The following is a 6299-nucleotide window of genomic DNA, read 5'->3' as shown; positions in this document are numbered from 1 at the left end:
CCAGCCGGGGGAGGAGCCGGCGACCACCCGGTGGCCGGAGCTGGTCAGCCAGGCCCAGGTGAGCGGGCGACCGCCAGCACGCTCAGCGCCACCGCCGCCTGGTAGCAGCGGCGCAGCGCCGAGCGGGACGCCCGGACGGACGCGAGGAAGGACCCGGCGCGGGCGGCGGTACGGCGCAGCCGCCGGATCGGGGACGCGGGCCGGGGCACGGGGCCCTCTCCGGAGTCACGCACGTACGGCGTCCGGCTCGGCCGTCCCGGTCACCGGGGCCGTCCCGGCGGCGGCGCGCCGCCGGCCCCGGGAGCGGAGCGTGAAGACCACCCGCAGCGTGCAGATCCACACCAGGGTCGAGCCGAGCACGTGCAGGCCGACCAGGAACGCGGGCACCGCCAGGAAGTACTGGACGTAGCCGACGACCCCCTGGGCCAGCTCCACCGCCAGCAGCGTCAGCGCCGCCCGCCGCGCCGGACCGGGCGCGCCGGTCACGTGCAGCGCGAACGTCAGCGCGAACGTCAGGCCCACCACGAGGTAGGCGGCGTCGGCGTGGATCCTGGCCACGGTCTCGATGTCGAAGGGGAACCGGGAGGCCAGCTCGTCCCCGGAGTGGGGGCCGGTCCCGGTCACGACCATGCCCGCGAGGATCAGCGTGAGCACGGCGCCGACCAGGACGGACCCGAGCACGCGGATGCGGGGGTGGACCAGCGGCTCCGGCGGGGCGTCGCCCTCCCCGGCACGGGCGTACAGCACGCAGGCCGCGGCCATCATGCCGACGGAGAACAGGAAGTGCACGTTCACGGTGACCGGGTTGAGCGCGCTGTGCACCACCACGCCGCCCCAGAACGCCTGGACGGCCACGCCGAACGGCTGGATCCAGGCCAGCCGGACCAGGCCGCTCCGGCGCTCCGGCAGGCGGCGCGCGGCGATCACGCAGGCCACCGCCACGACCAGCACCAGGAAGGTCAGCAGCCGGTTGCCGAACTCGATCGCCGTGTTGAGCGGCGAGATCCCTTCATGGGCGGCCGGGACGAAGCTGTCCGGGGTGCACTGCGGCCAGGTGGGGCAGCCCAGCCCCGACCCGGTCACCCGCACCACCGCGCCCGTCACCGTGATGCCCGCGTTGACGGCCACCGCGGCCAGGGCCCACAGGCGCATGGTGGCGGTCGTGGGCGACCACACGCTCAGGAAGGGGTGCACGGCACGCCGGGCGGGCCGGTCGGGGAGCTGTTTCACGGGTCACATGGTAGGCGGCGGGTGCGGTGGTCCCGCCTCTGGCCCGGCCCCGGACGCCCGGCCCCGGACGCCCGGACCCGGACGCCCGGACCCGGCCGCGGTCAGCGGGCGGAGCGGGTGGCCCCCACGCTGGCGAGGACCACGCAGCCGATGGCGGCCCACTCCCGCACGTCGAGGATCTCGCCCAGGACGAGCAGGCCGACCAGGGCGGCCATGGCGGGCTCCAGGCTCATCAGGATGCCGAACACCCGCTTCGGCATCCGGCGCAGCGCCTCCAGCTCGATCGTGTAGGGGATGACCGACGACAGCAGCCCGACGCCCAGGCCGATCAGCAGCAGCTCCGGCTGGAGCAGGTCGGCGCCGCCGGCGGCGATGCCGACGGGGGCCGACAGCACGAAGGCGACGAGCATGGCGAAGGACACCCCGCCGGTGCCCGGGAAGCGCTGCCCCACCGCCGCGGAGAGCAGGATGTAGGCGGCCCAGCAGGCCCCGGCGGCCAGGGCGAAGCCGATCCCGACCCAGTCCAGCCCGGACGCCTGGCCCCAGGGCGCCAGCAGCGCGATGCCCGAGGCGGCCAGCGCCACCCAGAGCAGGTCCAGGCGGCGCCGCGAGGCGGCCACCGCCACACCGAGCGGGCCGAGGAACTCGATGGCCACCGCGATCCCCATCGGCAGCCGGGCCAGCGCCTCGTAGAACGACATGTTCATCAGTCCCAGCGCCGCGCCGAACGCGACGCCGACCCCCAGGTCGGCCCGGGTCAGCCCGCGCAGCCGGGGGCGGGCCACCACGCACAGCACCAGCGCGCCCATCCCGATCCGCAGCAGCACCACGGCGCTGGGCGGCAGGTGCGCGAAGAGCTCCTTGGCGAAGCCCGCCCCGATCTGGACCGACATGATGGCCAGCAGCACCAGGCCGGAGGGCGGGACGGCGTCGGAGGCACTCCGCAGCAGCGCGCCCGGACCGCGGCGGCCCGGACGGTACGGCTCGGCGGCTCCCGGCAGGGCTTCGGCGGTCACGGACTCCCCCTATAAGGTGCTACACGGATCTGCGCACCTTACCGAAGAAGGCCGGTCACTCCCAGCGGAACGTCCGCGACGCGAGCCCCAGGGTGAGGGCCGCCCAGACCGCCAGGACGGCCGCCGCGGCCACCGGCAGGCCCGAGCCGTCGGACAGGACCGCACGGAGCCCTCCGGCCAGCGCGGAGATGGGCAGCAGCTCCAGCGCCGGCTCCACCGCGTCGGGGAAGGCCGAGAGCGGGAAGATCACCCCGCCGCAGCCGAGCAGGAGCAGGTAGACCAGGTTGGCACCGGCGAGCGTCGCCTCCGCGCGCAGCGTGCCGGCCATCAGCAGGCCGAGCCCGCTGAACGCGGCGGTGCCCAGCACGATCAGCGCCAGCGCCGCCAGGGGGGAGCCGCCGGGCCGCCAGCCCAGCGCGAGCGCCACTCCGGCGATGACCGCGACCTGCACGGCCTCGACCGCGACCACCGCGAGCGTCTTGGCCAGCAGCAGCCCGGTCCGCGACAGCGGGGTCGCGCCCAGCCGCTTGAGCACGCCGTACCGGCGCTCGAAGCCGGTGGCGATGGCCTGGCCGGTGAAGGCCGTGGACATCACCGCCAGCGCGAGCACGCCGGGGGTGGTGAAGTCCACCCGGGAGCCGCCGCCGACGTCCACCAGCGGTGCGCTGGAGAAGCCGACGAGCAGCAGCACCGGGATGATCATCGTGAGCAGCAGCTGCTCGCCGTTGCGCAGCATCGCCCGGATCTCCGCGCCCGCCTGGGCCAGCACCATGGCGGGCAGCGGCGCGGCGGCGCCGGCGGGCGTCAGGTCCAGCCCCGGCGCGGGGGTGTTCACGGTCATCGCAGCTCCCGGCCGGTCAGTTCGAGGAAGACGTCCTCCAGGGTGCGGCGCTCGATGCTGAGGTCGTCGGCGGTGACGCCCTCGGCGGCGCACCAGGCCGTCACGGTCGCCAGCAGCTCGGGGCCGACCTGCCCTTCGATGATGTAGTGCCCGCGGGGACTCCTTGGCCGCGCTCCCCGCGGGCAGGGCGGTGAGCAGCTCGTCCAGGGCGAGCCCCGGCCGGGCGCGGAAGCGCAGCTGCCGCTCGGCGCCGGTGAGCGAGGCGGGCGTGCCCTCGGCCACCACGCGGCCGTGGTCGATGATCACCACGTGGTCGGAGAGCTTCTCGGCCTCGTCCATGTGGTGGGTGGTGAGCACCACCGAGACCCCCGCGGCCCGCAGGTCGCCGACCAGCTCCCAGCAGGCGTGGCGGGCCTGGGGGTCCAGCCCGGCGGTCGGCTCGTCGAGGAAGACCAGCTCGGGGCGGCCGATCACGGCCGCGGCCAGCGAGACGCGCTGCTGCTGGCCCCCCGACAGCCTCCGGTACGGCGTGCGGGCGTGCTCGGTCAGCCCGAGCCGGTCCAGCAGCGCCGCCGGGTCGAGCGGGTCGGCGTAGAAGCGGGCCGTCAGCCGCAGCCACTCGCCGCAGCGCATCGCCGGGGGCACGCCCCCGGACTGGAGCATCACGCCGACCCGGGCCCGCAGCTCGGGCCGGGCCGGGTCGAGGCCGAGCACGCTGACCGTGCCGCCGTCCGGCTGCCGGAAGCCCTCGCAGATCTCGACGGTGGAGGTCTTGCCCGCGCCGTTGGGACCGAGGACGGCGGTGACCGCGCCGCGGTCGGCGCGCAGGCTCAGGCCGTCGATCGCCGTCGTGCGGCCGTACCGTTTGACCAGATCGATGATCTCGACGGCTGGGGAGTCCATGGCCACGAGTTTAGGGACTCTCCCGGACGGTCCCGCTCGCGCCCTCGCCTCCGGGGCGGCGTGCGCCCGGCGGGCGGCGGGCCGTCCATGCCCGGTAAAAGGCTTCGGGCGAATCCCGCCAAGTCCTCCGATAGCCCGCGGGGCCGTCCCGCCGCGCGTGCCAGGCTGGGCGCGTCCGAGTCATGACCGACAGGGGGTCGGAGTGTCCGAGCGGAGCGGCTACCAGTCGGGCGTCCCGTGCTGGGTCGACCTGTCGAGCACCAACATCGCCCTGTCGGCCCGGTTCTACCGGGAGGTCTTCGGCTGGGAGGTGGTCTTCGACCCGCGCCCGGACTCCGGCGGCTACGGGCGGTTCACCCTCGGCGGCAGGGCGGTGGCCGGGCTGGGGCCGAGCTTCGGCGAGGGCGTGCCCTCGATGTGGAACGTCCACGTGGCCGTCGACGACGTCGCCGCCACGGCCGCGAAGGTGCGCGCGGCGGGAGGAGGGGTCGTGCTGGAACCCGTCCAGGTCTTCGAGCACGGCTGGACCGCCGCCTTCCAGGACCCCTCGGGCGCCTTCTTCATGGCCTGGCAGGCGGCGGGGATGCACGGCGCCGAGCTGGCCGGCGAACCGGGCGCGTTCGCCTGGAACGAGCTGGCCACCCGCGACACCGCGGCGGCGAAGGCCTTCTACCCGGCGGTCTTCGGCTGGGAGGTCCGGGAGGACGGCCCGGGCGGCGTGGAGTACACCGAGTGGCGGGCGGGCGGCCGGTCCGTGGCCGGGATGGCGCCGATGGGACCGCAGACGCCGCCGGACGTGCCGCCGCACTGGCTGACCTATTTCGCGGTCGCCGACCTCGGCGCCGCCGTGGCGAAGGTCCGCGAGCTGGGCGGTTCGGTCCTCACCGAGCGGGTGAGCACGCCTCGCGGGCCCGTCGCGGTGGTGGCGGACCCGGAGTTCGCCCCCTTCGCGCTCATCACCCTCGATCGTCCCGAATGACCCGGGATGGCCGGGGACCGTCCTGATCGGCCCCGGACGACGCGGGGTGACCGGGAACCGTCCTGATCGGCCCCGGACGACGCGGCGCGCCTTCTTTAAGAGGATCCGATATGAGGAATATCGGATGACCTGATCTCGTTGGGGACTTCCGGCCCCTACGGGCCCCACTGTGGCCTGTGAGGGAACGGAGAACAGGATGACCGCAGCCGACGTCGCACCGGAGAAGTCCGTACGCCCGGAGGAGGGAGGCGGGGCCGCGCGCCCGGCGGCCCGCAGGCGCGGCGGGCTGCTCCTGCTGCTGGTCCTGGGCGCCCTCTCGGCGATCGGGCCGCTCTCCATCGACATGTACCTGCCCGCGCTGCCCGCCATCACCGCCGAGCTCGGCACCGGCCAGGCGCAGGTGCAGCTCACCCTCACCGCCTGCCTCATCGGCGTGTCCGCCGGGCAGATCGTGGCCGGGCCGCTCAGCGACATGTTCGGCCGGCGCAGGCCGCTGGCGATCGGCGTCACCGCCTACGCCGCGGCCTCCCTGCTGTGCGCCTTCTCCCCGTCGGTCGAGGGCCTGATCGGCTCCCGCCTGCTCCAGGGGATCGCGGGCGGCGCCGCGCTGGTGATCGTGCGCGCGGTCGTCCGCGACCTGTACGAGGGCGCCGCCATCGCGCGCATCTTCGCCACCCTCCTGCTGGTCAGCGGTCTCGCCCCGATCCTGGCTCCGATCCTCGGCGCGCAGCTCATCGCGTACACCTCCTGGCGGGGCATCTTCGCCGTGCTGAGCGTCGCGGGGCTGGTGCTGCTGGCCGCGGCGCTGCTGGGCGTGCGCGAGACGCTCCCGGCCGGCAGCCGGGAGCGCGGCGGGCTGCGGCAGACCCTCGTCACCTTCGGCCACCTGCTGCGCGACCGCTCCTTCATGGCCTGCGCACTGGCCGGCGGCCTGGGGTTCGGTGCCCTGTTCGCCTACATCTCCGGCTCCCCGTTCGTGATCCAGGAGGTGTACGGGGCCTCGCCGCAGACGTACTCGCTGGTGTTCGCGCTCAACGCGCTGGCCCTGACCGCCGCGGCGCAGGTCGGCGGGCGGCTCACCGGGCGCCGGGCGACGCCCGTCCGGTTGATCCTGGCCGGGCTGCTGCTGTACGTGGCCGGAGGCGCGGTGCTGGTGGTCGTGGCCGTCGCCGGGCTGCCGCTCGGCGCGCTGGTGGCGGGACTGTTCACGATGATGTGCGGCGCCGGCCTGGTGCTGCCGGGCACCGGCGCGCTGGCGCTGGCCGAGCAGCCGGACCGGTTGGTGTTGCTGGATGTGGAGGCCGGTCCGCTGGATGGGGATGCGGTGGGT

The 6299-nt window shown here is 75.1% G+C and carries 6 protein-coding genes and 1 pseudogene; 2 read left to right on the top strand and 5 right to left on the bottom strand.

From position 1 onward, the window contains the following. Window positions 1-44: 44 nt before the first annotated feature. From ACWJ6R_RS27910 to ACWJ6R_RS27890, 5 genes and pseudogenes are all read right to left on the bottom strand, one after another. Window positions 45-233, bottom strand: coding sequence for a hypothetical protein (locus ACWJ6R_RS27910; RefSeq protein WP_449065081.1), 189 nt, complete (start codon window positions 231-233; stop codon window positions 45-47). Then, a complete protein-coding gene (locus ACWJ6R_RS27905) occupies window positions 226-1230 on the bottom strand; it encodes a COX15/CtaA family protein (protein WP_449065080.1) in 1005 nt (334 codons plus the stop codon). Before ACWJ6R_RS27905 ends, ACWJ6R_RS27910 begins: the two co-directional genes overlap by 8 nt. 101 nt (window positions 1231-1331) lie before the next feature. Further along, window positions 1332-2246, bottom strand: a complete 915-nt coding sequence (locus ACWJ6R_RS27900) for an EamA family transporter (protein WP_449065079.1) — start codon at window positions 2244-2246, stop codon at window positions 1332-1334. A gap of 55 nt (window positions 2247-2301) precedes the next feature. Beyond that, window positions 2302-3087 carry an ABC transporter permease gene (locus ACWJ6R_RS27895; protein ID WP_449065078.1) on the bottom strand — a complete coding sequence of 262 codons (786 nt, stop codon included), beginning with the start codon at window positions 3085-3087 and terminating at the stop codon, window positions 2302-2304. Continuing rightward, window positions 3084-3990 (bottom strand): annotated as a pseudogene (locus ACWJ6R_RS27890) (ABC transporter ATP-binding protein). Before ACWJ6R_RS27890 ends, ACWJ6R_RS27895 begins: the two are co-directional and overlap by 4 nt. Before the next feature lie 202 nt (window positions 3991-4192). Here ACWJ6R_RS27890 and ACWJ6R_RS27885 point away from each other — a divergent pair. After that, entirely contained in the window at window positions 4193-4969 is a 777-nt protein-coding gene (locus tag ACWJ6R_RS27885) for a VOC family protein (RefSeq protein WP_449065077.1), read from the top strand. A 196-nt stretch (window positions 4970-5165) separates the two neighbouring features. Further along, a partial coding sequence (locus ACWJ6R_RS27880; protein ID WP_449065076.1) for a multidrug effflux MFS transporter occupies window positions 5166-6299 on the top strand: 1134 nt, incomplete at its 3' end.

It is taken from the genome of Planomonospora algeriensis (assembly GCF_977012225.1).
This window is presented reverse-complemented; position numbering and strand designations above follow the sequence as displayed.